19 protein-coding genes are annotated in these 24,886 nt (G+C 36.7%); 9 read left to right on the top strand and 10 right to left on the bottom strand.

Going from position 1 to position 24,886, the window contains the following annotated elements; translation table 11 throughout:
• The 3 genes from D0T53_RS03625 to D0T53_RS03615 all read left to right on the top strand — a co-directional run bounded on the left by D0T53_RS03625 (position 1) and on the right by D0T53_RS03615 (position 2,380).
• Entirely contained in the window at positions 1–537 is a 537-nt protein-coding gene (locus D0T53_RS03625) for an energy transducer TonB (protein WP_163265174.1), read from the top strand.
• A gap of 122 nt (positions 538–659) precedes the next feature.
• Positions 660–1,019 (top strand): BlaI/MecI/CopY family transcriptional regulator, encoded by a 360-nt coding sequence (locus D0T53_RS03620; RefSeq protein ID WP_163265172.1) that lies wholly within the window; start codon positions 660–662, stop codon positions 1,017–1,019.
• 11 nt (positions 1,020–1,030) lie between these two features.
• The gene (locus tag D0T53_RS03615) at positions 1,031–2,380 is read left to right on the top strand and encodes a M56 family metallopeptidase (RefSeq protein ID WP_163265170.1); all 1,350 of its coding nucleotides are present in this window, start codon (positions 1,031–1,033) and stop codon (positions 2,378–2,380) included.
• 856 nt (positions 2,381–3,236) lie between these two features.
• Here D0T53_RS03615 and dapA read toward each other — a convergent pair.
• Together dapA and D0T53_RS03605 are read right to left on the bottom strand one after the other, a co-directional pair.
• A complete protein-coding gene (gene dapA / locus D0T53_RS03610) occupies positions 3,237–4,130 on the bottom strand; it encodes a 4-hydroxy-tetrahydrodipicolinate synthase (RefSeq protein ID WP_163265168.1) in 894 nt (297 codons plus the stop codon).
• A 141-nt stretch (positions 4,131–4,271) separates the two neighbouring features.
• Positions 4,272–6,125 carry an SLC13 family permease gene (locus D0T53_RS03605; protein ID WP_163265166.1) on the bottom strand — a complete coding sequence of 618 codons (1,854 nt, stop codon included), beginning with the start codon at positions 6,123–6,125 and terminating at the stop codon, positions 4,272–4,274.
• 166 nt (positions 6,126–6,291) lie between these two features.
• Here D0T53_RS03605 and D0T53_RS03600 point away from each other — a divergent pair, with 166 nt between their 5' ends.
• The 3 genes from D0T53_RS03600 (at position 6,292) to D0T53_RS03590 (ending at position 10,001) form a co-directional block, all read left to right on the top strand.
• Positions 6,292–6,861 (top strand): nucleotide exchange factor GrpE, encoded by a 570-nt coding sequence (locus tag D0T53_RS03600; protein WP_163265164.1) that lies wholly within the window; start codon positions 6,292–6,294, stop codon positions 6,859–6,861.
• Between the two features lie 12 nt (positions 6,862–6,873).
• Positions 6,874–8,037 (top strand): molecular chaperone DnaJ, encoded by a 1,164-nt coding sequence (gene dnaJ, locus D0T53_RS03595; protein WP_163265162.1) that lies wholly within the window; start codon positions 6,874–6,876, stop codon positions 8,035–8,037.
• Between the two features lie 644 nt (positions 8,038–8,681).
• Entirely contained in the window at positions 8,682–10,001 is a 1,320-nt protein-coding gene (locus D0T53_RS03590; protein ID WP_163265160.1) for a TldD/PmbA family protein, read from the top strand.
• A 61-nt stretch (positions 10,002–10,062) separates the two neighbouring features.
• Here D0T53_RS03590 and mscL read toward each other — a convergent pair whose 3' ends face one another.
• Entirely contained in the window at positions 10,063–10,491 is a 429-nt protein-coding gene (gene mscL, locus D0T53_RS03585) for a large-conductance mechanosensitive channel protein MscL (RefSeq protein ID WP_163265158.1), read from the bottom strand.
• Positions 10,492–10,661: 170 nt separating this feature from the next.
• Here mscL and gldG point away from each other — a divergent pair, with 170 nt between their 5' ends.
• Positions 10,662–13,070: a gliding motility-associated ABC transporter substrate-binding protein GldG gene (gene gldG / locus D0T53_RS03580; protein WP_163265156.1), complete on the top strand. Its 2,409-nt coding sequence runs from the start codon at positions 10,662–10,664 to the stop codon at positions 13,068–13,070.
• A gap of 17 nt (positions 13,071–13,087) precedes the next feature.
• Here the strand turns inward: gldG and D0T53_RS03575 are convergent, their stop codons facing one another.
• Positions 13,088–15,127, bottom strand: a complete 2,040-nt coding sequence (locus D0T53_RS03575) for a M13 family metallopeptidase (RefSeq protein ID WP_163265154.1) — start codon at positions 15,125–15,127, stop codon at positions 13,088–13,090.
• A 26-nt stretch (positions 15,128–15,153) separates the two neighbouring features.
• A complete protein-coding gene (locus D0T53_RS03570; protein WP_163265152.1) occupies positions 15,154–17,577 on the bottom strand; it encodes a TonB-dependent receptor in 2,424 nt (807 codons plus the stop codon).
• A gap of 281 nt (positions 17,578–17,858) precedes the next feature.
• Here D0T53_RS03570 and hisD point away from each other — a divergent pair, with 281 nt between their 5' ends.
• Both hisD and metA read left to right on the top strand, forming a co-directional pair.
• Positions 17,859–19,133: a histidinol dehydrogenase gene (gene hisD, locus D0T53_RS03565; RefSeq protein ID WP_163265150.1), complete on the top strand. Its 1,275-nt coding sequence runs from the start codon at positions 17,859–17,861 to the stop codon at positions 19,131–19,133.
• A 59-nt stretch (positions 19,134–19,192) separates the two neighbouring features.
• Positions 19,193–20,143 carry a homoserine O-succinyltransferase gene (gene metA, locus D0T53_RS03560; RefSeq protein WP_163265148.1) on the top strand — a complete coding sequence of 317 codons (951 nt, stop codon included), beginning with the start codon at positions 19,193–19,195 and terminating at the stop codon, positions 20,141–20,143.
• A gap of 17 nt (positions 20,144–20,160) precedes the next feature.
• Here metA and D0T53_RS03555 read toward each other — a convergent pair whose 3' ends face one another.
• The 5 genes from D0T53_RS03555 to D0T53_RS03535 all read right to left on the bottom strand — a co-directional run bounded on the left by D0T53_RS03555 (position 20,161) and on the right by D0T53_RS03535 (position 24,864).
• Positions 20,161–20,619 carry a hypothetical protein gene (locus D0T53_RS03555; protein ID WP_163265146.1) on the bottom strand — a complete coding sequence of 153 codons (459 nt, stop codon included), beginning with the start codon at positions 20,617–20,619 and terminating at the stop codon, positions 20,161–20,163.
• On the bottom strand, positions 20,609–20,836 hold the full coding sequence (locus tag D0T53_RS03550; RefSeq protein ID WP_163265144.1) for a hypothetical protein: 228 nt from the start codon (positions 20,834–20,836) through the stop codon (positions 20,609–20,611). Before D0T53_RS03550 ends, D0T53_RS03555 begins: the two co-directional genes overlap by 11 nt.
• A gap of 213 nt (positions 20,837–21,049) precedes the next feature.
• Complete coding sequence (aldA, locus tag D0T53_RS03545; protein ID WP_163265142.1) at positions 21,050–22,486, bottom strand: aldehyde dehydrogenase; 1,437 nt, start codon at positions 22,484–22,486, stop codon at positions 21,050–21,052.
• Positions 22,487–23,199: 713 nt separating this feature from the next.
• Complete coding sequence (locus D0T53_RS03540) at positions 23,200–24,033, bottom strand: LytTR family DNA-binding domain-containing protein (protein ID WP_163265140.1); 834 nt, start codon at positions 24,031–24,033, stop codon at positions 23,200–23,202.
• 33 nt (positions 24,034–24,066) lie between these two features.
• A complete protein-coding gene (locus D0T53_RS03535) occupies positions 24,067–24,864 on the bottom strand; it encodes a LiaI-LiaF-like domain-containing protein (protein WP_163265138.1) in 798 nt (265 codons plus the stop codon).
• Between the last annotated feature and the right edge of the window lie 22 nt (positions 24,865–24,886).

Genomic DNA, 24,886 nt, shown 5'->3' with positions numbered 1-24,886 from the left:
ATGAAGAAGAAAAAAAGCCTTGTAAGTAATATTATTGTATTTATTGTTCCTGTATTATGTGTGTTCTTCGCATCTTATTTTACTTATATAATTTGGACTAATTTGGATAAAAAAGAATTTGACACTGACACATATAATCAACCGGATAATTCTGTTATTGAGCCGGAGGTAAATGAATATCCGGATTTAGAATCGTTATTGCCTGATGATGATTCTGTGATGCCTTATGTTCAAGTAGATGTAATGCCTCAGTTTCGGGGAGGACATGAGGCACTCCTTAAATTTATTGGTCGTAACCTTAAATATCCCCAAGAATCTATTGAAAAGGGTATTGAAGGGCGAGTGATTGTGAGGTTTGTTGTATCTGCCGAGGGTAAGGTTACTGATATCGTAGTTATGAGGGGTTTGGATAAGGCTTGCGATGCCGAAGCTATACGTGTAGTGGAAGCAATGCCCGACTGGATTCCGGGTATGCAAGATGGTAAGCCTGTGCCTGTATACTTTACGTTGCCTGTTTTGTACAAGCTAACAAAATAATTTGTTTCCTGCTTCAGAAAAGTATTTCAATAATATATTTAGTTTAAATAATAAAAAAAGTAATTATTTATTTGTAAATCTACGAAAGTTTCGTAGATTTGTGATGAAATAATAGTTTCGCTATGGAAAAGTTAACAAATCAGGAGGAAGGGATAATGTTGCACATCTGGCAACTAAAGGAATGCATTGTAAAAGATATTGTAAATATAATGGAAGAGCCCCGACCTCCATATACTACTGTGGCTTCGGTGGTTCGCAATTTGGAGAAAAAAGGCTACCTGAATGCGAAGCGGTATGCAAATGTTTATGTGTATTCGCCCAAGATAAAGGAAGACGATTATAAAAAAGCATTTATGTCGGGGGTGGTTAAGAGTTACTTCGAGAACTCGTATAAGGAGTTGGTTTCTTTTTTTGCCAAAGAACAAAAAATATCGACAGAAGAGCTTGAGGACATTATTAAAATGATTGAAAAGCAAAAATAAATTGTAATACCATGGAAACAACAATTATACTGTATGTACTGAAAGTGAATATGGCTATAATGCTTGTATATGGCTTTTATTATATATTTCTGCGAAAGGATACCTTTTTCAACTTGAAAAGAGCTTATTTTTTAGGAGGAATTACAATATCGTTAGTATATCCGTTTGTTATATTCGATTTGCCATCGAGTTATAGTCCGTCGGAAATTGTTCAGGCTTTAGTGTATCAGATAACATTGAGCCCGGTTGAAGTAGTTCATAATCAACAAGCTTCACAGTTGTTTGGTGTGCGGCAAATAATTTCAATGGTTTTACTTCTGGTTTCCGTTGTATTATTAATCAGGCTTATAATTCAATGCTTAAGTATAATATATCTGGTTATTAAATATAATAACCGAAGGCAGATTATTTCGGAGGTCGAATTTTTTGATCTAAACGATAGGGAAATAGCTCCATTTTCTTTTTTTAAATGGATTTTTATCAATAAGGAAAAACACGAACCAACAGAATTGGAAGAAATAGTTCTTCACGAGAAGGTTCATGCCAGACAATATCATTCTATGGACGTACTCATTTGTGAGATGTTATGTGTATTGTTTTGGTGGAACCCCATGGTTTGGATGTTAAGAAAAGATTTAAGATTGAATCTCGAATATGTTGTTGACAACAATATTTTGTTAAATGGCATAGATGCTAAACAGTATCAATATCATCTTGTAAAATTATCATTTGGAAAAAACACTGCAGTTGTAAATAATTTTAATGTATCACAATTAAAAAAGCGAATAACTATGATGAATAAAGAAAGGACCATAAGGTCTGGTGTTGCGAAATATATTTTCGTGTTTCCGGCAGTATTTTTATTGATAACAGCAAACTGTATTTTTACCGCATGTGGCGGATCGGATACTACAAGTATGATTGAAGAACAGGCTGTTGTGAAAGTAACAGGAGGCGAATCGAAGGAAGGCGCGGAAAGCCCCGTGTTGCCCGAGATAGAGGCTACGGCAAAAGGTGAAACAGAAGCCGATGCTGAAAAACAACCATTGACAGCCGTAGAAAAAATGCCGGAATTTAAAGGTGGGCAAAAAGAATTGATGATGTACATTGGCAATAACCTGAAATATCCAGAAGATGCTATTAAAAGGAATATAGAAGGACGAGTTATTGTAAGGTTTGTAGTGACAGCAACAGGAAAAGTAACGGACGTAAAAGTTGTCAGAAGTTTAGACGAGGCTTGCGATGCCGAAGCTATTCGTGTAGTGAAAGCAATGCCCGACTGGACGCCCGGTATGCAAGATGGCAAGGCTGTTCCTGTATTTTTCACTTTACCAATAGCGTATAAATTACAGCACAAATAATTTCTTCTTTAATTTAACTCAAAAAGGGCTTTCTGGTTTATCTGCCATGAAAGCCTCTTTTATATAAAAAAACGAAACCGCCCCTGATTACCCATCAGAAACGGCCTCAAACCAACCAACACTAATAATAAAACTTACTTATGAAAATAACCTTTATTAATATCTAAACTAAAAACCAAATTAACTCTTTTTCTTATGTCCTAAAAACTAAAAAAATCTTTTTACCTTAAAAGCTAATATCTGTTTTATTAAGATATATAATTGCACTTTCTACTATATAAGACAAATAAGTAGCATAAGTTGTTCACTCAATAAGTGAAATTTATTGATTTATTTTCTGACAAAATATGCAGTATGTGTGTAAATTGTTAATTAATAGCTTTTTAAATAAAACGCAGTACTTGTATACTGCGTTTTACCTACCAAACAAAAGCAAAGTTGTGTAATACAGGAGTTTGGTTAAACCTCGTAAAAAAGATAAAAACCAAGCATCCAATGACCTCTCAAATACATTGTAAATGTATCTAAATACTTGATAATTCTCTCATAAATATATGTCTGTGTAGGTTAACCCTAAACCCTGAAGTAACTATTTGTGGGTCAGTAACGGCATATCAATTGTGCGAACGGGTAATTTTTCCGTTTGCAATAAAGTCTCTGACTCTTATTGAAATGATGATTCTCTTTTTTTCGGTTTTCAGAAATAATGGTTTTCTGTTGTGTGTAATTTGTCAGTATAGGTTTTTTAGGAGCAGGGTTGTGTTTTCTTTAATTTTATGGAGATGGCTACAAATCTGAAATTCTCTTTTCCTTAGCTTTTGTTATTTGTTGATAATGAGGTGTGTTGTCGGTTTTGTCAGCATTTTATGTTGAGATCAATCAGCACTTTTCTTATTTGCTCGAAAGTTGTTATGCGTGTAGGGACAAGAGGTAAACGCAATTTGTTTTGTATGTATCCCATCATGCTGAGCATACTTTTTACACCTGCAGGATTGCCATCGACAAACAGGAGCTTGAACAATTCACTAAAACTGTGGTGTATAGTTAGCGAACTTTGATAATCGCCCTCAAGTGCCAGTCTTACCATCCGGCTAAATTCTTTAGGAAAGGCGTTGCCTATAACCGAAATAACACCGATAGCGCCTAATGTTATCAAGGGGAAAGTTACCCCGTCGTCACCCGATATAACATCAAAATTATCGGGTTTTCTTTTAATAATATCGTCCATCTGGGTTATATCGCCCGATGCCTCTTTTATTGCAATTACATTCTTAAATTCATTTGCTATACGAAGTGTGGTTTCGGCAGTCATATTAACCCCTGTCCGTCCCGGCACATTGTATAAAACAACAGGAAGAGGCGAAGCTTCGGCTATAGCTTTGTAATGCTGATACATACCTTCTTGCGAAGGTTTGTTATAATAAGGTACAACGGATAATATACCATCTATACCCCCGAAATCGTCGTTTTTAAGCTTATCGACAATAGAACGGGTGTTATTGCCTCCAACGCCCAATATAATTGGTACACGTCCTTGAACCCGGTCGATAGTCAGTTGCACTATCTTTTTTTTCTCATCTTCGGTCAGGGTAGGGGTTTCGGCTGTAGTTCCAAGAGCCACAATATAGTCTGTCCCATTCTGTATCTGATAATCGATGAGCTTGCCAAGAGCATCATAATCTACACTCTCGTCTTCATTAAATGGAGTTATCATTGCAACTCCCATTCCTTTAAGGTTCAGTCTTGGCATAAAAACATAATTTCAAGTGAATGCAAAAGTATAAATTATTGACGAATTTCAATCGGTTTTTGATACTAAAACTAACAATTTTATAAAGTTGTTACCCCAAATGTTTCAAAAATATTATTTACGGGCAAAATAGTTTACATATTAGAACGGAAATAATAGAGGCAATGCAATAATCATAACTATTCCCATTAATATTTGTAGCGGAAGCCCCACCTTTATGTAGTCCATAAAAGTATAGCGTCCGGCAGACATAACTAATGCATTGGGCGGTGTTGAAAAAGGACTGGCAAAACACATGCTGGCGGCAACTGCAACGGCAAATAAAAACGGATACGGACTAAGTCCCATTCCCATAGCTGCTTGCAAAGCAATAGGGGAGAATAATACGGCTGTAGCTGTGTTGCTTACAAACATAGTGAGTAATGAGGTCGCAAAATATATTCCGGCCAGAAGTATATATGGCCCATATCCCCCAAGTTTTCCAATCAATTGCCCGGAGATAAGAGTGTCTACTCCTGTGTTCTCAAATGCAGTAGCCATTGGTAACATTGCTGCAATAAGCACTACGCTTTCCCAATTAATCCTGCTATAAGCTTCTTCCACGTTTCGCAAACAGCCTGTCACAACCATTAATACTGCTGCTAAAAGTATTGCAATAACAGAGGGCACAATTTCGAACACCATAGCTATAATCATAAGTATCATGATAGCTGCGGCAACAGGTGCTTTTTGATCTAAAGTAACTTTTGCAGCCTCTTGCAGTGGTTGCCCAACCAGTACCATATCGTCCTGACTATCGGCCAGTTTTGCAATGTTATCCCACGAACCCTGAATGAGTAAGGCATCTCCCGAATGCAATTTTAAGTTTTTAAAGTTTTGCATACTGTATTCGTTTTGACGTTGAATGCCCAGTACGTTCACATTATATTCTTCTCTGAATAGTATTTCTTCTATTGTTCTGTTTATCAGTTTCGAGTTAGGCATGATAAAAACTTCGGCAATACCCGACTCCTGAAAATCGAAAAAGTGTTCAGCTTCTGTCTTTTTCTCCATAAAGAGATTATTTTCTTCAATAAACTTCTCTATATTCTCTTGTTCGCCATGACAATAAAGAGTATCGTCGAAAGAAATTACCGATTTTGGTCCAGCTATCTCTTCTGTCAATACCTTGCGGAATCTTACTTTTTCTTTTTTTACTATCTTGCTGATACTAACCCCGTAGTTTGTTGCGATCTTTAAATCGGCAAGAGTTTTTCCTATCAGGGGCGACGAACTGTTGTTTACTTCAACTTTATACGATTGTTGTAATAGCTGATATTCTTTGGCAAGCTCTTCGAGTGTTTTTCCATTTTTCTTTTTTGATGATGAAGAGTCTGTTTTCGACACTAAGAATTTGCTTAGGAAAAATAAAACAACAACTCCCACACTAAGGGCTATGGCTCCAACCGGTGCAAAAGAAAAAAATGATAGGGCTTCGTATCCGGCATTAACCAAGGTGTTTTGTATCACAAGGTTAGGTGGGGTACTTATCAATGTAAACATACCCATACTGCTGGCAAAGGCTAAAGGCATAAGATAACGGCGCGAATCGATGTTAGAACTGGCAGCCATACTCACAATAATAGGTAGCATCACAGCCACAGTTCCAGTATTACTCACAAAAGCTCCAATGCTGGCAGTTACAAGCATAACCAATATAAATAGTTTGTTTTCGCTATTTCCTGCCAAGGCTAGTATTTTACTACTTATCATTTTGGCTAATCCTGTACGGAAAATTCCACCACCTACAACAAATAAACCTACCATCATTATAACAACCGAGTTTGAAAAGCCTGCTAAAGCTTCGGTCGGGGTTAGGATTCCGGTCAAAGTGAGTGCAAGTAATGAACATACAGCAACAAGATCGGAGCGTACTTTTCCCTGCATGAAGAAAAATGCAGATACTACTAAGATAATGAGAGTAATGTTGGTGTCGGTAAGTAAATTTGATAACATAATTCCTTCTTTTTTTATTTTCCCTAACAAAGATAACCCTTACAAATATAGAATAGTTCATTTTTTTGGCAAAGTATTTGTATATATAGATATAAAAAATGTTTAAAAACACCTGCCATTAGTGGTGGAGGCTGTTTTATTGAAGGAAATATAGATAAACTAAGATATGGAAGAAAAGAAAAACGAAGAGGCATTTGTACCGGAAGAGGAAACTAAAGACAATAATCTGACAAATGAACAGACTGAAACAAAAGCTGAGGATTCTGCAAGTGACAATCTGTCTGAATCGGACGAAGTAAACTGGAAAGAGAAGTACGATGAGTTAAACGATTCGTATCTGCGGTTATATGCCGAATTCGATAATTTCAGGCGTCGGACATTAAAAGAAAAATCGGAACTGATGAAAACAGCCTCCGAAAAAGTGATGGTTGATATTTTGCCGGTTGTAGATGATTTTGAGCGTGCTTTGGAAAATATTGCAAAATCGACAGATGTTGATTCTGCAAAACAAGGGGTCGAGCTTATCTACGATAAGTTTGTGAATTTTCTTTTGAAAAACGGAGTGAAAAAAATGGATGTTTTAGGAGAAGTTTTCGACACCGAAAAGCATGAAGCTCTGACAACTATTCCGGCACAAAACGATGATATGAAAGACAAAATTATAGATTGCATTCAATCCGGATACGAACTTGGAGACAAAGTGATTCGTTTTCCTAAAGTTGTTGTTGCAAAATAAGAAGGGTATACAATGGCAGAAAAAAGAGATTATTATGAGGTTTTGGGAGTTGATAAAAGCGCCAGTGCCGACGAAATAAAAAAAGCTTATCGCAAAAAAGCTATTCAGTTTCATCCCGATAAAAATCCGGATGATAAGGAAGCTGAGGAAAAGTTTAAGGAAGCAGCCGAAGCTTATGAGGTGTTGAGTGATGAACAAAAAAGAGCTCAATACGACAGGTACGGGCATAATATACCCGGAGGCTTTGGTGGTTTTAGCAGTTCTCATGGCGATATAGACCTCGAAGATATATTCTCGCAATTTGGTGATATTTTCGGAGGGCATTTTGGTGGCTTTGGCGGTTTCGGAGGCTTTAGTGGTTTCGGAGGAGGTGGACGCCAGCGCGTAAACCGGGGATCTGACATAAAGGTGAGGGTTAAACTCAACCTGAAAGAGATAGCTAATGGAGCCGATAAAAAAATCAAAGTAAAAAAAGATGTGGCATGTACACACTGTAACGGAACAGGAGCCGATGAAGGAACGGCGTTTACCACATGTTCTACATGTAAGGGTGCCGGGGCTGTTACGCGCGTTGTGAATACAATGCTTGGCCAGATGCAGACTCAAACCACATGTCCGACATGTAACGGTGAAGGAAAAACCATAACTAAAAAATGTACATATTGTGGTGGCGAGGGCGTTAACAAGGAAGATGATGTTATTGAATTGAAAATTCCGGCAGGTGTTGCGCAAGGTATGCAACTGTCTGTAAGTGGAAAAGGAAATGCTGCTCATCATGGAGGGGTAAATGGCGATCTGATACTTGTTATTGAGGAAGAAAAACATCCCGAGTTATTTCGGGATCAGAACGATTTGATATATAATTTGTTATTGTCGTTTCCTACGGCAGCGATGGGTGGGAGTGCCGAAATACCAACTATAGAAGGCAAGGTAAAAGTTAAAATAGAACCGGGTACTCAACCGGGTAAGATCATGCGTTTAAAAGGTAAAGGATTGCCCAGCCTGCAAGGACGCGATATGGGCGACCTTGTTGTTAATGTAAGTATTTATGTTCCCGAAAACCTGACAGATGCTGAAAAATCGACATTGACAGGAATGGAAAATTCGCCAAGTTTTCAGCCAAGTAAATCAATAAAAGAAAAAATATTCAGGCATTTTCGTCGAATGTTCGACTAACTGAATATTTGATTATACAAAATAGGAGAGAAGCTGTTGAAAAAACAGCTTCTTTTTTTGTGTATATTCTTGGGTGCAATATTAGTTATTTATAATGTTTGGTTTATCTATATTACAGGGTACTATTTATTGGTACAGGATAGTATCAAATGTAAGTTTTCAGAAAAGTGAAAATATTGTCAGAAGTGTCAGGTTTTGCAATTTTAGTCTTTTTAGATAGTTTTCGACAAGGGGTAATTCTATGTTGGTAGAATTAATAAACGTACAAGTGTTCTTTAAAATTATACTACAATTGCGCCGAATCAAAAAAAAATAACTTGCAGTTAAAACTGCTCAAACAGCTTTTAATTTTTTAATGCCTTTGCTGCTTGTATGCCTTGTCTGTCGAAGCTAAGGCCGCTCCCGGAAAATGCTTCGCGAAAAAGTTTCTCCATTGGGAAGATATAGAATGCCGAGAAAAATCAAAAACCGTCAGGTATGTCAGGTTTTGCAAAAACATTCGTTTTGATATATTATAAGCGACCATTAATTCTACACAAGTAGAATTGGCAGTGAAAATAGACCATTTATAGCGAACAAGATTTAATACTCTAGTACGACTGAAAATATATTTATACCTTTACCTTTTCTAAAATAATAATCGCATGATTAACAATAAGGAGAAGGATATTGCCCGATGGGCTGTAGAATATGCATTGAAAAACGGATGCTCTGCCGCCAGAGTTGCGATACTTAAATCGGACAGTAATTCGTTCGAATACAGAGATAAACAATTAGATAGACTACATCAGAGTAGCGAAAATAAATTATATATAGAACTCTTTACTGATGGCAGATATGGATCTTTTTCGACCAATAGGTTGGAAAAAAATGAACTCCAGTATTTTATAAAAGAAGGAATATTGTCGACACAGTTTCTTGCGCAGGACTTATGTCGTCAATTACCTGACCCTAAAAGGTATTATAAATCGGCAGGAGAGGATTTAGATTTATACGATAATTCGTTTTACAATATTGATACTCAAAATAAAATTGAGTTAGCCCGACAGACGGTAGATGAAGTTTATGGTAAGCGAGCAGATATAATATCGGTAACAGCTTCGTACGGCGATGCTTGCTCTGATGAATATATGGTTGCGAGTAACGGATTTGAAGGAGAAAACCGGGACACTGCTTTTAGTATAACAGCCGAAGTAACATTAAAAACAGAGGGAGATGCCCGTCCCGAATCGTATTGGTACGATAGTTCTGTGTATTGGAACGATCTTATTAAAAAAGGAATTGCATCTGAAGCGTTAAACAGAGTTTTAAGGAAAGTTGGGCAAATAAAAATACAATCGGGCAAATACAATATGTTATTAGATAACAGTGTTTCGTCTCGTTTACTTTCGCCAATGTTGTCGGCGTTGAGAGGCAATGCGCTTCATCAAAAAAATAGTTTCCTGATAAATAAGATAGGACAAAAAATAACATCAGATAAATTCACTTTAATCGATAGTCCGCATATGCATCGTAGTTTTGGTGCCCGTTGGTTCGATGGCGAGGGTGTTGCAACTTCTGATCGGACAATAATTGAGAATGGAATACTTAAATTTTACTATATCGACACATATAGTTCGTTAAAGCTGAATATGCTTCCTACTGTTACTTCTCCTTCGATATTAGTGGCAAATACAGGGAGCTCGAATTTCGACAGCCTGCTTAAATCGATGGATAAAGGGATATGGGTTACGGGTTTTAACGGAGGAAATTGTAATCCAACAACGGGAGATTTCTCTTTCGGAGTTGAAGGTATATATGTCGAAAAAGGAGAATGTACTCAACCAATAGGCGAAATGAATATTACAGGAAATATTCTCGAATTGTGGGCAAACCTTATTGAAACAGGAAACGACCCCCGAAATAATTCTGCAGCACGTATTCCGTCACTTTTGTTTGGCGATGTAAATTTTAGTGGATTGTAAGAAAACAAAGAGGCTTTATCTTTGTCGATAAAGCCTCGAATTTTTTATATCACAATCTTGTTTAGTTCTTATTTTTCAACAAGTCTCTGATTTCTGTTAATAATTGTTCTTCTTTCGATGGAGCAGGAGGTGTAGCAGGTTCAGCCGGTTTTTCGTCCTCCTTCTTTTTAAATTTATTGATTCCTTTTATTACGAAGAATATAACAGTAGAAATTATAAGGAAATCGATTAATACTTGTATAAAATTACCATAGTTAACTGTTACTGCCGGGGTTACTTCTTGTCCTGCTTCAACAACAGCACTTTTCAGTACAAACTTAAGATCGGTAAAATCAACACCGCTCAATAACACTCCAACAGGAGGCATTATAACATCGCTTACCAACGAGGATACTATTTTACCAAATGCGCCACCAATTATAACCCCTACAGCCATGTCTACAACATTGCCACGGGTCATAAACTCTTTCAATTCTTTTACTACTGACATTTCTCTTATTTTTATTATTAATTATTCTTCCGATACTTGTTCCAACAACTCAAATATACGTATTGTTTAAAGATTTGTTAATATTTAATGGATAAACTTCGGCTAAAACCCTTTACCGCCGAAAAAGATTTATCTTTACATAAAAGCAACTATTTGAACGGTACAAATATATGAGAACTTTATTAAAAAAGGAATTAACAAATCTTTTCTGTTCTTCTTATTTTATATTTTTTTCTGTCATCTTTCTGCTGTCTGCCGGATTGATGAATTGGTATATTCCCGGTAGTTTCAATATTCCGGATGGAAGCTATGCAAACTTAAACAGTTTTTTTAGTTTAGCCGCCATTTTATTACTTATCCTTATTCCGGCATTAACAATGCGTTCGTTTTCGGAAGAAAAGAAAAATAAAACATTGGATGTATTGCGGACATATCCTGTAAAATTAAGTTCTGTTTATGTGTCTAAATTTATCGCTCTTAGCATTGTTGTATTCTTAACTCTTGTTTCTACTATTATATACATATATGTTTTATATGAACTAGCTAATACTGTAGGGAATATTAACTTTAACGAAATCATACTTTCTTATATAGTCCTTTGGTTTCTTTCCTTTATATTTATTGCTGTAGGGCTTTTTTCATCGTCAATAACTAACAATCAGGTAATATCACTTATATCTGCAATTGTTATAAACTTTGTTATATTCTTTGGCTTCGATTTAGTAAGTACTCTGTTCGATAGTGGCAGCCTGCAACTATTAATAGCTTCGTTTGGCATCGTCAAACATTACAACTTAATGCAAAAGGCAGTGGTCGGAATCGATGATGTTTTACTCATATTTAACTACATATCTATTTTTTCGATTCTAGCTATTTACTTTCTAAATTTTAAAGACAAACGAAATGCACGCTTTTTGGCTATATCTGCCATTACTGTTTTCTTGATAAACATTATAGTGGTATTTACTCCAAACACCCGATTCGATTTCACAGCCGACAAACGCTATACATTGAGCGATTATTCGATCGGACAACTGAAAACCATTGCAGATAAAAACGAACAATTAAACGTAAAAATATACCTTGAAGGCGATTTAAATTCAGGATTTCAACACTTGCAAAATTCAATAAAAGATCTTACTGACAATTTTAATCGGTATGCAAACGGAAATATAAAAGTCGAATATATAAATCCGAATACACTGGCTTCGCGCGAACGTTTATATGAATTGATGAGTGAGAAGAACATGAGGGGAATTACACTAAACGAAGTAAGTATTGATGGTAAAACCAGTCAGAAAATCATCTATCCTTATGCCGAAGTTATATCAGACAAAGATACCCTCAATGTTAGTCTTCTGAAAAGCATTGCTGGATATTCGGCAGAAGAAAACATTAATGCCTCTATCGAAAATCTCGAATTTGAATTCATGGATGCCATACGTATACTAAATGCGAATGAACCTACAGATATTGCGTTTATTGATGGACATGGCGAAATACCACGTGCATATGTTTTTGATGCCGAAGAATTATTATCGAAGTATTATTTTGTGAACAGGGGGCAGATAACAGATAATATTTCTATACTTGACTCTTTTAAAGCGGTTATTATTGCTGGAACAACCGAAAAATTTAACGAAAAAGAGAAGTATATCCTCGACCAATACATAATGTCAGGAGGCAAGGTACTTTGGCTTATTGACGGAGCTTATTTGTCGCATGAAATGATGGCTTCGGAAGGAGAATCGCCAAGTATGAAAAACGAAACAAATTTGGATAATTTATTATTCACATACGGAATACGTATAAATCCCGACTTATTACAGGATACACAATGTACATCTGTAATGCTTACTAGTGGAGATAATGAAAATAACAACTTTATTGAGGCACCTTTTTATTTCGCACCTTTATTGCTTCCATCAATATCGCATCCTGTAACAAAGGATATTTCGTTGGTGAAATCGAGATTTGTCAGTTCGATAGATGTCACGGGTAGCAATCCTGATGTGAATAAAACAGTGTTGTTAACAACATCTACACAGAGTCATATTGTTAAAGTCCCCGAAATGGTAGATTTTAGCAATTCTCAAATCCAAAATCCAAGAGAATATTTCAACTTATCTTTTATACCAACAGCCATAGCCTTAGAGGGTAAGTTTGTTTCTGCCTATAAAAATCGCACAGCTCCGGATGGTATAAATACAGAGAACAAATTGCAAAAGGATATTAGTGAACATACGAAAATGATAGTAATATCATCGTCCGATATAATTCGGAACGAAATAACTAGTCAAAACGGACAAAATGTGATGATTCCAATGGGGTTCGATAGATTATCGGGGCAACAATATGGAAATAGGGACTTTATAGTTAATGCTGTCAATTGGTTAGTTAACGACGACGAGTGGTTTTCGTTACGCTCGAAGCAACAACAAATAAGACTGCTAAATAAACAGATTGCTTATACAAAAAAGAATAGCTATGCATTTGTAAACATAGCTATTCCTCTAGTTTTTATATTTTTGATAACAGGCTCTTTTTATACCTTGCGTAAATTCAGATACGAAAAATAGCCTTTCTCTCTTCTTTATTACCAGATAGAAGCTCTTTTATCGACAGGAACGTATAATGAATCATTCTCTGTAATACCGAAAGCTTCGTACCATGCGTTAATATGAGGTAGAGCTCCATTAACACGCCAACGGCCTAAAGAGTGCGGATCGAGCTTTGTAAGGCGAAGTATCTCTTCATCTCTTATGTTACCCGCCCATAAGTTTGCATACGACAGGAAGAATCGTTGCTGAGGCGTAAGTCCGTCAATTGCTTCATTATCTTTAGCCTGAGCTGTTTTCAGGAAAGCATTGTACGACACTTGCAAACCTCCATGATCGGCAATGTTTTCGCCTAAAGTGAATGTTCCGTTTGCATGTATAGTATCTATTACAACAATATTATCAAAAAAGTCTATTAATACCTGAGCACGCTCTTCAAAACGCTTAGCATCATCTTCGGTCCACCAGTCGGTCATGTTTCCGTTTTTATCATATTTACGTCCCTGATCGTCAAAACCATGAGTCATTTCGTGACCTATAACTACTCCTATAGCTCCATAATTTAATGCATCATCAGCATCCATGTAAAAAAATGGAGGTTGCAATATTCCGGCTGGGAAACAAATTTCGTTAGTTGTAGGGTTATAATAAGCATTTACTGTTTGAGGAGACATTAACCATTCCGATTTATCGACTGTTTTGCCCAGCTTGTTCATCATATCGTTAAATTCAAACTCCATCGATCTTACTATATTTGCCCAATAATGGTCTTCCGGTTTAATCTTCAATTCGGAACAATCGCGCCATTTATCGGGGTATCCGATTTTCACGATAAACGAACTTAATTTCTCATGTGCCTTTCCTTTTGTTTCTTTGCTCATCCACCCCAGTTTGTTTATGCGCTCACCCAACGATACTTCCAGATTCTTAACCAAGTCGAGCATACGTTGTTTTGCTTGTGGTGGAAAGTATTTTTGAACATACATTTGTCCAACTTCCTCGCCCAGTGATCCGTTAATAGTGCTTACAGTGCGTTTCCATCGAGGTTGTAAAACCTTACGTCCACTCAGTTGTTTACCGTAAAAATCAAAATTGGCATTCACAAAGTCGTCACTCAAATAATTTGCCGCACTGTTTATCAAACACCATGACAGGTATACTTTGGAATCTTCAACAGGTGTTGACATTATTAATTTTGCTGCAGCAGCAACCGGTTCTACCTGAGCAACGTTAAGTTCTTTGATTCCTTTTGCTCCTACAGTATTGAAGAATAATGGCCAATCGAAACGGGCAACAGAATCGTTCAATTGACTAACTGGTAATTTATGATAGTTTAATTCCGGTATACGAGTTTTTTCCTTCTCGAAATGAGATTTAGCTAATTCAGTTTCCATCCTCAGAACTATTTTTGCTGCTTTTTCAGCTTTTTCCTGATTGTAGCCTGCATTTAAGAACTGAGTGACAATTAAACGAGCATAGCCATCTCTTAAATCTTTACTCTTCTCGTCATTTGCCAGATAGTAATCTTTTTCGCCAAGCCCTAAACCTGCCTGATAAATGTGGGCAATATTCATAGAGCTATTTGTGTCGTCTGCGCCTATGTACAACCCAAAGAATGGAGCCGATGCATAATAACGAAGACGGGCTGCAAGTTTTACGATATCGCTTACAGATGAAGCAGAGTCTATTTCAGCTAATTGTTTCGCAATAGGTTCAGCCTTGTCTGTATTAAGTTTAACACTGTCCATCCCTTGTTTATAGAGATCTCCAATTTTTTGAGCTACACTTCCCGCTTCATTTTCCTGCGAGCTCAAAGTCTCGATAAGTTCCCGTATTTGATCCTGATTGTTTTCGTACAATTTTTCAAATGCACCATATCTCCCGTATTCGTCCGGAATAGGGTTTGCATCAGACCAGCCTCCCGTTGCATAACGGTAGAAATCTGTTCCCGGAGCCATAGTCGTATCCATATTGGCTATATTCAAGCCCTTATCGGTTGGTTGATTTCCACCACTTTTTTCATTACAAGCCGATGTAAACATAAGCATAGCTATTGGCAAAAAGTAAATTTTTTTCATTTCGTTATATAATTAAAATACTGTAATCAAAAATCAGCCACAATCTTAAAATTGATTTGCCGTCCTGTTAAATAATTAGGAACAGCGTATTGGGTATTAAAAATGTCGGTAATCCAATAGTAAGAATTGGTGTTCTTTATATCGAACAGATTAAATAAATCGACTCCCAACCATATATTTTTAAAAGCTCCTACAAAAGAACTCCGATTGCGGATACTATAATCTTCGCCTAGCAATTCCCACGAAAAACCAAGGTCGACCCGTTTATAACTAGGCATACGGAAAACGTTGCTGTCGTATCCGGTATGGGGTGCTGTTGTTGGCAGTCCTTGCGACAAGTGTGCCATAAGGCTCATCTTTAAACGTTCGCGTCCGGGTAAATAATCCTGAAAATACAACGACAGATTATACCTCTGATCGGTTGGAAGTGGTGCACTTACCCCATTTATTTTTTGTTGGGCTTTCAGTATTGCAAAACTTATCCAGCTATCTGTTCCCGGCACAAACTCGCCGAATAATTTAGCTTCAATTCCTGTAACGTACCCCGAAGCCGAATTTTCGCCGGAATACCGTATTTTTACATTGTCAACTGTATAAGGAACTAAATCCGACAGTTTTTTATAATAAATTTCGCTTGTAAGCTTAAAGTTCCTATCGCCAATCGCCTTAAACTTATAATCACCACCGGCAACAAAATGTATCGATTTTTGAGACTTTATATCTTTGTTTAATTCTATAACTGTTGTTCCGCTTTTATCAACAGCCTTTTGGTATTCTTTATAGAATGGTGCCTGATAATAAATTCCTGTTGCAAAACGAAAGGTTAATCCTTTTTCTCCGGCAGGAATAAAACCTAGCGATACACGCGGGCTAAATATAAATTCCTTATTAAAAGACCAATAGCTGCCACGTACTCCTGCTGTCAGGGTAAATAAATTACCATTACGGTTAAAGCGATAAGTATCCTGCAAGTACCCTGATATTCGGGTCGTATTTGTGCTGTTATCTGAAACCAGACTCGAATATACACTAACTATTTCCCCAGTATTAGGTAACGAATATCCTGCCGAATCGCGCATCTCCCATTCTCTTATCTTGTCTTCTATCTTTTCCTTCTGGAACGACATACCCCACTTTACAAGATGGTTGTCGAGTTTTAAGGACCCAAAATGAGACAAATTCATCACATCCGAACTCAGCCTATTGCGAGCATAATCGTGATAAGTTCCTATACCTAACATATTTCCGGCTTCACCTTCACCTCCTTCACTTTCCAGATTTGAGTCGGTAAGTTCGTATTCTCCGTTTATATCATAACGTTCGCGTTCGTACGACGAAAAAGCCGATGCCTGAATACCAATATTAAGCTTATCGTTGACGCTGCCTTTCAGAGTAAAAGCACCAAAGCTTGTTAAAAATTTATCATGCTCCCATCCATCGAAATAAACTAAAAAACTTCGGGCTTCGGTCATCGTTCCGAAATTTGTTCTACGCGTAATGGGTGTGAACTTAAAATCGTTACTTTGAAAATTTCCTAAAAAGTTGATTTCCCATTTAGGAAACAGTTCGAAAGTCATAAATGTTTGAAGGTCTATAAAGGTAGGATCGTATTCTGCATCGGTATCCATTGTGCCTAACAACGATTTTGTTGTTTTATAACGAATACCTGTTATCTGAGTAAACTTTTTGGTAACACTTCCCACATATGCACTTGCTCCAAGCATACTGGCAGAAGTCGAGGCTTCGAACTCTGTCGGTTTCTTGTATGTAATGTCTAAAACCGAAGCCATTTTATCGCCATAAGCCGCATCAAATCCTCCTGATGAAAATCCTACCGATTCTGTCATATTAGGATTAATAACACTTAATCCTTCCTGCTGACCCGATCTGATAAGTAGAGGACGATATACCTCAACACCATTTATGTATACAATATTTTCGTCATAACTACCTCCCCTTACCGAGTATTGGTTACTAAGTTCGTTAGTCTTACTCACACTGGCTTCGGCCGATATTAATGTTTCTATGCTTCCTCCTGTAGGGTCGGCCAATAGCTTTGTTTTTCCGGCATCTATTTTGGTCATAGTTCCTGTTTGGGCTTTTTCGCCTACTACCACCGCTTGATCCAGCTCTGTGGCATTTTCGCGAAGCATAATGTTTAATACAATTTCTTTTCGACCTTCCGGCACGGAAATTGTTCGCTCCGCTGTTTGATAACTCATCAGTTTAAATTCAATAACTATCGAATCTCCGGCAGGAACAGTTAGCTGATACAAACCATTGCTATTAGTAAATGTTGCATTTATAGTTCCTTTTTGTGCTACAATAACACCACCCACCGGTTTGTTATCAAAATCGGAAACAGTACCCGAAACCTTTACACGCTGAGCATTCGCCGTTGCAGACACAAATAAAAAACAAAGAAGTATATATATATAATTTTTCGACATTTGCAGAAGTATAAGAAATACAAGAATTTAACCTTTTATATAACACTCCAAATTCATACCGGAAAAAGTTGACGAATTTACGCATTATTTTTACTAAACGGAAAAAGAACTATTATATTTCATGTTTACCCATCCTTTTTTAAGTAAACTATTCTGCAAATATCAACCGATTACATACATATAAAACAAACAAGAAATAAAGAGTGCAAGACTTAAACAGATTCTTATTACCTTTACAGAGTCAATTTATAGATAAAATAACATAAAAAAGCTTCGGAATTATGCAAATTGTAAAATATCCAGCAAAAAAAGATTGGTCCGAAATTTTAAAACGTCCAGAGTTTGACATTTCATCTTTACACCAAAAAGTAAACGATATTCTCATTAATATAAAAAAACATGGGGATAAAGCATTATTTGAATATTGCTCGCTTTTTGACAAAGTTGAATTAAAAAACCTGAAGGTTTCTGATGACGAAATAAACGAAGCCGAAAAGTATGTCTCAGACGAACTAAAAAACGCAATTGAAGAAGCAAAAAAGAATATAGAGATTTTCCATAAATCTCAGATTTTTGAATCGAAAAAAATAGAAACAACACAAGGTGTTGTGTGTTGGCAAAAAGCAGTTGCCATAGAAAAAGTAGGTTTATATGTACCGGGAGGAACAGCGCCTCTGTTTTCTACGGTACTTATGCTGGCTATTCCCGCAAAAATAGCTGGATGCAAAGAAATAGTACTTTGTTCGCCTCCCAACAAAGAAGGCAAAATACACCCGGCTATATTATATGCAGCCAAAATAGCGGGGGTGAATAAAATATTTAAAGCAGGAGGAGCACAAGCTATTGCAGCAATGGCGTACGGAACAGAATCGGTACCTAAAGTGTATAAAATATTCGGACCCGGAAACCAATATGTAACAGCAGCAAAACAGTTACTTAGTTTGCGTGATGTTGCTATAGATATGCCCGCCGGACCATCGGAAGTACAAGTTATTGCAGACGATACGGCAAATGCAGCATTTGTTGCCGCCGATCTGTTATCTCAAGCCGAGCATGGAGTCGACAGTCAAGCTATACTTACAACTACCAGCGACCGCTTAATATCGGAAGTCATTACCGAAATTGAAAAGCAATTGGAGAGGCTTCCCCGTAAAGAGATGACGGCAAAATCGTTATTGAACAGCAAATTGATTTTGCTGAAAAACGAGGATGAAATTATAGAAATAACAAATGAATATGCCCCCGAACACCTGATTATCGAAACCAATAATTACATGCAGATAGCAAACCGTATTGTTAATGCAGGTTCGGTATTTCTCGGTCATTATACACCGGAAAGTGCGGGCGATTATGCTTCGGGAACAAATCATACATTACCCACAAACGGTTATGCAAAAGCATATAGTGGAGTAAACCTCGATAGTTTTATCAAAAAAATTACGTTTCAGGAAATAACCGAACAAGGCATTCGTAATTTAGGACGTACAATTGAGGTTATGGCCGAAAACGAACAACTCGACGCCCATAAAAACGCAGTCACTCTCAGGAAAGGGTAGTACAAGATAAATGATTATAATTTTTAGTATCTTTGCATTTTAAAACCAAAGATAGAACCATGCCATTAACTTTACCTGATAATTTACCGGCTATTGAATTGCTGAAAAAGGAGAATATATTTGTAATGACACAGCTTCGTGCCAGTACTCAGGATATTCGCCCTTTGAAGGTATTGGTTTTAAATCTGATGCCAATGAAAATTGCAGCAGAAACAGATATTATTCGTCTTTTATCGAATAGCCCTTTGCAAATAGAACTGGATTTCTTGAAACTTTCGACACATCAGTCGAAAAATACGCCTCAGGAACATATGCAGGCTTTTTATAAAGAGTTTAGCGAAGTTAGCAAACACAACTATGACGGACTTATAGTTACAGGTGCTCCTGTAGAAATGTTGGACTACGAACAAGTTGATTATTGGGACGAAGTATCGGCTGTTTTCGATTGGGCACGTAAACATGTAACCTCTACCATATATATATGTTGGGCTGCGCAAGCTGCATTGTATCGTTTTTACGGTGTGCCCAAACATCCGTTACCCGATAAAATGTTTGGCGTTTTTCGTCATACTATAAACGATCGTAGTTTTCCTTTATTCAGAGGTTTCGATGATGAATTCTTTGCGCCTCACAGTCGACATACCGAAATAAGAAGAGAAGACATAGAAATACATCCCGAACTAAAATTACTATCAGAATCGGATGAAGCCGGTGTGTATATTGTTGTAGGACGAGGAGGACGCGAGTTTTATGTTACAGGGCATTCAGAATATTCGCTGTATACTTTACATCAAGAATATGTACGTGATGTAGAAAAAGGATTGCCAATAAATGTGCCTAAACATTATTATAAGCACGACGATCCTTTGCAAAAGCCAATATCGCGCTGGACAGGTCATGGAAACCTGCTATTTAATAACTGGATGAATTACTATCTATATCAGGAAACTCCTTTCGACTTATCGAAAATCGAAGAACTAGGTTCAATAAAACCAATATTGAACCAATAAGATTTTAGTCGAATATTTCATTCTACTAAAAACTCGGTGGAGTATAACTTTTCTACATCCCGAAATGGTGTTTCCTTTATAATATAGCATAACCTGCATAAACCATACGGCTTAATAATAAGGTTAAGTATATCCGAAAAAGGCTTTTCTATCAGCTTATCTTCCATTGGCAGCAAAACTCTCAGATTGCGGGCCTTATGCTTATCTATTCGGTGTTTAAATATATCAGGAAGAATAAGCACCCATTCGTCTCCGAGTTTCTCTTCCATCGATACCGAATAATACAATATACTGTCACACTTATTAGCCAAGTGTAAATATAGTGTATCCGATTCCGAAAAGACATCAGGAATATCGTCTATTAGCACCCTGCCAATAGAATCGCATGCTAAAGTATCCTTGTTTTGAGATATAAGCCCGGATACGAATAAAGGGATAAACAACAAGCAAATTAATGCCGTTGTTTTACTCATCATCTTCCTCTTCCTCGTATTTATCCAGTTCGCTTTCGTAAAAAGCTAAAGCCTGTTGAGTTAAGTCGTCAACAATATCATCCGCCTCAGGTTCGGGTCCGAACCATTTAATTTCTTCGCTGTCGACATCAATAACAAAACGGGGTTTTTGAGTATGCACAACATAAGCATTCTCAGGGAAGTCCGAATTATCGGCTATCAGAAATTTAGGTAAATCCATTTTCTTTTTTAAATTAACAATACTAAGTTCGCAAAGATTAAAATTATTCGTGAATTTTACAATACGTTAATAACAAAAATTGAAATGGTTTGTTCAAATTTTAGTCAAAAAAAATATTTGATAACCGATTCTAAGAAGCGCAGGACTTAACCAACCCAAATCAGAGATAGGGTACAGCTAAGTCCGCAACTTTTTTCTTATATAATAATTGTGTTAATCTTTAGTTTCGAGATATACAACATGAGTCTGTAAATACTCTTCTAAACCATGTTTGCCGTCTGCGCCTCCAATACCCGATTTACGCCATCCGGCATGGAAACCTTGCATAGCTTCAAAGTTTTCGCGGTTGATGTACGTTTCTCCAAACTTCAACCCACGAACCAATTTCACAGCTGTATCAAGATTTTGTGTATAAACCGAAGATGTCAATCCGAATTCCGAATCGTTAGCTAAAGCTAAAACTTCGTCTATCTCTGAAAATTCTACTACAGGCAATACCGGTCCAAATGTTTCTTCTTGTATTATATCCATTTTATTTGTCACATTTACAAGAACTGTAGGCTCGAAGAAATAACCTTTTGTCCCGATACGTTTACCACCACAAAGTAGTTTTGCCCCTTGTTTGAGAGCTTTCTCTACTTTCTCTTCAATTGAAGCAAGAGCTTTCGCCTCAACTAATGGCCCCATATCCAAGTCTTTCACCTCTGCCGGATTACCTACTTTAACAGCCTTCATTCCGGCTACCAGTTTTTCGATAAATATATCTTTTACTTTTTTGTGTACATAAACCCTTTCAGCACAGTTACATACCTGCCCTGTATTTATAACACGTGAAGCAACAATCGATTTTACAGCCAAATCTATATCAGCATCAGGCATAACAATTGCCGGAGCTTTTCCTCCAAGCTCAAGCGATACCTTTGTAATATTTGGAGCTGCTGCAGCCATTGTTTGTTGCCCGGCGGCAACGCTTCCGGTAAGGCTTACCATTCCTACTTTCGGGTTAGCAGCTAACTCATGCCCAATAACCGAACCTCGCCCATTAATCAGGTTAAATACACCTTTAGGCAAACCTGTTTCTTCCACTATCTGAGCAAACACATAGGCATTTATGGGTGTTATTTGACTAGGTTTTACTACTATTGTATTACCTGTAACTAATGCCGGTGCCGCTTTACGAGCAATTAGGAAAAACGGAAAATTCCAAGGGAGTATACCTGTTGTTACACCTATTGGTTTTTTGAATAAGAAAATGTTTTCGTTTGGACGGTCGCTTTGTATAATTTCTCCTTCATAGCGTCGAGCCCATCCTGCCATATACTCTAAATAATCGGCAGTAAACAGTACTTCTACATTTGCCAATCCCTGAGTTTTACCTCCTTCGCTGACAATAATGTCGGTCAATTCTTTTTCACGCTTTCTTATACCTTCTGCCATTTTTATAAGGTACGAAGCACGCTCTACAGCCGGAATCTTTTCCCATTTAGCCTGAGCTACTTCAGCTGCATCAATTGCTACTTTTGCATCATCTACAGAGCCGTCAGGCATTCGGGCTATAACTTCTTCGGTTGAAGGGTTTAATACATCAATCCATTTGCCCGACTTGTTTTCGACAAACTTACCATCAATAAACATTTTCAACTCTTTCATAGTGTACTCGTTTTAAGTTATTAAAATATTAGCTAAGATTATATTTTGCCAAAAGCAGATAACCTTCTTTCAAAACAGAAAGAATTGTGGGAAAGTTTTGGGAGAAACCAAATTTAAGAAAAAAAGATAAGGAAATAGCCTGATTGTTAATACAAAAAAACTGTTATTTAGCAGCTTTTTTCAATATGTAATATTTTACGCTTTCAATAAATACATCCATTATTTTTACTTTATATATATAAGCTGTATTCTATTTGTGTAGAATTAATGGTCGCTTATAATATGTCCAAACGAATGTTTTCGCAAAACCTGACACATCTGACGGTTTTTGATGTATTCTCGGCATTCTATGTCTCCCTAATGGAGAGGCTTTTTCGCGAAGCATTTTCCGGGAGCGGCCTTAGCTTCGACAGACAAGGCATACAGGCGACAAAAATTTAAAAGCTGTTTGAGCAGCTTTAGCTGCAAGCTATTTTTTTTTGATTCGGCGCAATTCGTAGTATAATTTTAAAGAACACTTGTATGTTTATTAATTCTATCAACGTAGAATTACCCCTTGTCGAAAACTATCTAAAAAGACTAAAACTGCAAAACCTGACACATCTGACAATATTTTCACTTTTCTGAAAACTTACAGTTAATGATAATCTATGTCAATAAATAATACCCTGTTGTATAGATAAATTATCAGGGTATTTTACCATAGTATCTGGTTAAAGATTCAATACTTTTTTCAACGCTTTATATCCTGTGATACTAACTTTTACCCGTACGTTATTTTTGAGGATAAGCATTTGTGTTTGTTTTTCGTACGATTCTATGCTGGCAATAAAGTCGATGTTTACAATTCCCGATCGGTGCACCCTGACAAATTTATTCGAAGGTAAGTGTGAATCGAAATACTTCATTGTTTGTTCTTTTAAAAATTTGCCTTTAGTACTATGTATCATCACATAGTCGCCTTCGGCTTTTAGATATATAATATCGGGGATGAGTATAACATCTATTTTTTGTCCGTTTTTAACTGCAATATGCTCCAAAATTTCAACAGGTGGTTCTTCTTCGCTTTTTGTATTGTTTTCGACTAGCGGAACTTCTTCTTCAATATCTTTTTCTTCAGACGTTTCGGACTCGTTATCTTTTTGTTTGATAGTCATATATTCGTAAAATATAACTGATATTCCGAAAAACAGTAAAGATATTATTATTCGTACAGCCAATGTAGGATATACTATATCGACTATATTTTCGATAGGGAAAACAATCTGTAATATGTAATATTCGGTAACAACAGTTCCTAAAATAAATAAAACCGATAGTGCAGTATAATTAATAACCTGTTGCATTATTGAGAAAGATCGATAATTGGCATATTTTACAATATCTTTTAAAAGGAGGCTTAATATGCCGAACAATATTCCAGACATTAGGCTGTCACAAATCTTTACATGCACAGGTAAATCCATTATCGGATTCATCGATATGTAAAACATTGCAGCAACAATTATGGCTATTATGGTGCAAATAATGTATTCGGGACTTTTCATCCGTAGTATATTCATTTAAACATTAATGAAAATTTAGTCTCTGATCTCTATACTTCCGAATAAACTGGAGCCTTTTATTTTGAACACTGGAGCATTCGGGTCGGTGCTGTTGGTTAAACCTATTCGTTTATCCTGAACAGAACCGAATAACGATTCGCGTTTTATGTGCAATTTCCAGTTTGCGGGTACATAAATAATTATTGAACCGAACAGCGAGTTTGCTTCGAGGTAAGGCAATGGCTCGTATGACAGAGAAGATCTGCGTAAATCTAGTTTTATTTCTCCAAACATAACGTTTATATCGCCACCTTCGAATTTGTCGGAAAATATGATTCGTTCGCTACTTCCAAATATAACATTCTCTTCAACTTTGTTGTTGCTGTTATATCCGCCTTGTATATCTTCGTATTCTCTTGTGTTTTTTTTACTATCAGATATTGTATCGTATTCATCATTGTAGTTGTGTCTGTTCGACGAGCGTTTTATTAATAAGGCTATCCCTATAGCTATAAGGATAATAGGCCACAATATAGAGATGTTGATATGTATGCCTCCTAAAAAGTCGGGAAATATCCGGCCTATTTTAGGTAGAAGAAATATACCTCCTATAAGTATGAGTACTAATCCGCCTGTAGGTTGTTTCTTTAAAAAGCTACCTATACCCAAAGCAATAAGTAACATTTGCCAGGATATTATTATGCTTTTTAGTATCGGAGGAATAATTCCCATATTAAAAGCGAGAAATATGCCTCCTATCAAAATCAGTAATAAAGCCATTCCGGTTTTATTATTGTTGTTATGTTTGCGGTGTTTTTTTAGATCTTTATTCATCGTTTTTGAATTTTATTGATAG

This window comes from Dysgonomonas sp. 216, assembly GCF_010501065.1.
Lineage (GTDB): Bacteria > Bacteroidota > Bacteroidia > Bacteroidales > Dysgonomonadaceae > QVMM01.
The sequence above is the reverse complement of the archived record's forward strand: the minus strand, read 5'-3'. Positions and strand labels throughout refer to the sequence as shown.

Bases quoted from the DNA above. Each gene is read 5' to 3' on its own strand.
- D0T53_RS03625 (WP_163265174.1), top strand. From the start codon at position 1: ATGAAGAAGAAAAAAAGCCTTGTAAGTAATATTATTGTATTTATTGTT.
- D0T53_RS03620 (WP_163265172.1), top strand. From the start codon at position 660: ATGGAAAAGTTAACAAATCAGGAGGAAGGGATAATGTTGCACATCTGG.
- D0T53_RS03615 (WP_163265170.1), top strand. From the start codon at position 1,031: ATGGAAACAACAATTATACTGTATGTACTGAAAGTGAATATGGCTATA.
- dapA (WP_163265168.1), bottom strand. From the start codon at position 4,130: ATGCCAAGACTGAACCTTAAAGGAATGGGAGTTGCAATGATAACTCCA.
- D0T53_RS03605 (WP_163265166.1), bottom strand. From the start codon at position 6,125: ATGTTATCAAATTTACTTACCGACACCAACATTACTCTCATTATCTTA.
- D0T53_RS03600 (WP_163265164.1), top strand. From the start codon at position 6,292: ATGGAAGAAAAGAAAAACGAAGAGGCATTTGTACCGGAAGAGGAAACT.
- dnaJ (WP_163265162.1), top strand. From the start codon at position 6,874: ATGGCAGAAAAAAGAGATTATTATGAGGTTTTGGGAGTTGATAAAAGC.
- D0T53_RS03590 (WP_163265160.1), top strand. From the start codon at position 8,682: ATGATTAACAATAAGGAGAAGGATATTGCCCGATGGGCTGTAGAATAT.
- mscL (WP_163265158.1), bottom strand. From the start codon at position 10,491: ATGTCAGTAGTAAAAGAATTGAAAGAGTTTATGACCCGTGGCAATGTT.
- gldG (WP_163265156.1), top strand. From the start codon at position 10,662: ATGAGAACTTTATTAAAAAAGGAATTAACAAATCTTTTCTGTTCTTCT.
- D0T53_RS03575 (WP_163265154.1), bottom strand. From the start codon at position 15,127: ATGAAAAAAATTTACTTTTTGCCAATAGCTATGCTTATGTTTACATCG.
- D0T53_RS03570 (WP_163265152.1), bottom strand. From the start codon at position 17,577: ATGTCGAAAAATTATATATATATACTTCTTTGTTTTTTATTTGTGTCT.
- hisD (WP_163265150.1), top strand. From the start codon at position 17,859: ATGCAAATTGTAAAATATCCAGCAAAAAAAGATTGGTCCGAAATTTTA.
- metA (WP_163265148.1), top strand. From the start codon at position 19,193: ATGCCATTAACTTTACCTGATAATTTACCGGCTATTGAATTGCTGAAA.
- D0T53_RS03555 (WP_163265146.1), bottom strand. From the start codon at position 20,619: ATGATGAGTAAAACAACGGCATTAATTTGCTTGTTGTTTATCCCTTTA.
- D0T53_RS03550 (WP_163265144.1), bottom strand. From the start codon at position 20,836: ATGGATTTACCTAAATTTCTGATAGCCGATAATTCGGACTTCCCTGAG.
- aldA (WP_163265142.1), bottom strand. From the start codon at position 22,486: ATGAAAGAGTTGAAAATGTTTATTGATGGTAAGTTTGTCGAAAACAAG.
- D0T53_RS03540 (WP_163265140.1), bottom strand. From the start codon at position 24,033: ATGAAAAGTCCCGAATACATTATTTGCACCATAATAGCCATAATTGTT.
- D0T53_RS03535 (WP_163265138.1), bottom strand. From the start codon at position 24,864: ATGAATAAAGATCTAAAAAAACACCGCAAACATAACAACAATAATAAA.